1 protein-coding gene is annotated in these 1,568 nt (G+C 67.8%); it reads right to left on the reverse strand.

What is annotated here, in order from left to right; all coding sequences use genetic code 11:
* Positions 1-44: 44 nt before the first annotated feature.
* Positions 45-1,502 carry an IS66 family transposase gene (tnpC, locus tag ACFLIM_RS50145; protein WP_393178007.1) on the reverse strand — a complete coding sequence of 486 codons (1,458 nt, stop codon included), beginning with the start codon at positions 1,500-1,502 and terminating at the stop codon, positions 45-47.
* Positions 1,503-1,568 lie beyond the last annotated feature (66 nt).

Consider the following 1,568-nt stretch of genomic DNA (forward strand, 5'->3'; position numbering starts at 1 on the left):
GTAAGCAATCAGAAGGATCTGTGACGTTGCGTGATACGAGCTGATCAGGCGTCGAGTGCGACGGGCGGCATCCACAGGTTGCCGGTGAAGGCGCGGTGGATCGCGTCGAAGGCCGACAGGCCGTGCTTGCGGGCGCTGTCGAGGTAGGAGCGGATGGTCAGCCAGGCGGCGGCACCCGCCTCGGACTGATGGCAGCCCGAGATCTTCACCTGGGTCTTCACCGGCCGCAGCGCCCGCTCCGCGGTGTTGTTCGTGAACGGCACCCAGCCGGGGAAATCGGCGAAACGCAGCACATCAGCGGCCCGTCGCTGGAGACGTTCCAGCAGGTTCCGGGCCGGGGACTGCTTGCGTCCGGGCGCGCGGGGATGCAACGACAGCCCGACGAGGATGCCGTGGTGGAAGGACTTCAGGTAGATCTCGGCCCGCTCGGGCGGAATCTCGATCAGCCCGTCCGCCCGCGCTTTGGCAGCCTGCTTGTTCAACGCGGCCAGCGCCCAGCGGATCTGCTCGGGCCACCGCTGGTCGGGATGGTCTTCGGCCACTGCCGTCAAGTCTCTGACCAGGTGTGATCCGCAAAGTTGATGCCGGGCGTCGGGGTAGCCGTTGTAGAGCCATAGCGCATCGTGGACCAGCACGCCCCGGAACTCGGGCAGGACCCCGAGGGCGTTGGCCCCGTCGCGGGAGCGATCGCCCAGCCCGAGCAGGGTCAGCGTGGTCGTGCAGGCCACATGCAACCAGCGGCGTGTCGACCCGATCCGGGTGGTGGTCTCATCGACATGCAGGACATGGGTGAGTGTCAACAGCGCGCGGATCAGCTTGACGCTGCCGGCGACCAAGGTGGCGGCCTCGGCCAGAATCGAACTCACCCAGCCGGGCGACACTCGCGCTCCGGTGACGTCGGCGATCAACTGCGCGCAGCGCTCCACCGGAATGTGCTGGAAGACCAGCAGGTAAGCGGCCAGTGCGCGGAGATTCGGCCCGTACGACGACGGCGATCCCGCCACCTGCTCGGGCAGAACCGCCGTGGTCACTCGGCCGCAGCCGCCACACCGGCACCGATGCGCGCGATACTCGGTCACCGTCACGGTGACCAGAGGAATGTCACGGACCTGACGCCGCGCGAAGCCGACGCTGTCGGCCGCCGACAACGTCTTTCCGCAACCGCCACACGCGTCCGGGACGTGCTCTTCGACCTGGTCCGGCGTCTCGACCATGGCCAGGCCCGCGCCGGGCGCGCCCGGCTGGCGGCCCCGCTTCTTCCCACTCTTGACCGGCGGTTTCTTCTCCGGCCGGACGAAGGTGTCGCTGGACGGCGGTAACGAGGAGTTCCCGGAGTTGCGCCCCAGCCTGCGCTCCAGCTCGGCGACCCGAGCGGTCAGCCGGTCGACCGTCTCCTCCAGCCGCGCGATCGTCTCGCGCTGGGCCTCGATCGTGGCCATCTGTCGGACCACCAGCGCCGCGAGCTCGTCATATGACGGGCGGCGATCCGGGGTCTTCGACACACGAAGATCATCCCATTGCAGGGACACCACTCACGCCATCATGATCTTGATCTGCTGAATGCTTAC

This window comes from Nonomuraea marmarensis (assembly GCF_043197025.1).
GTDB classification, from domain to species: Bacteria; Actinomycetota; Actinomycetes; order Streptosporangiales; family Streptosporangiaceae; genus Nonomuraea; species Nonomuraea marmarensis.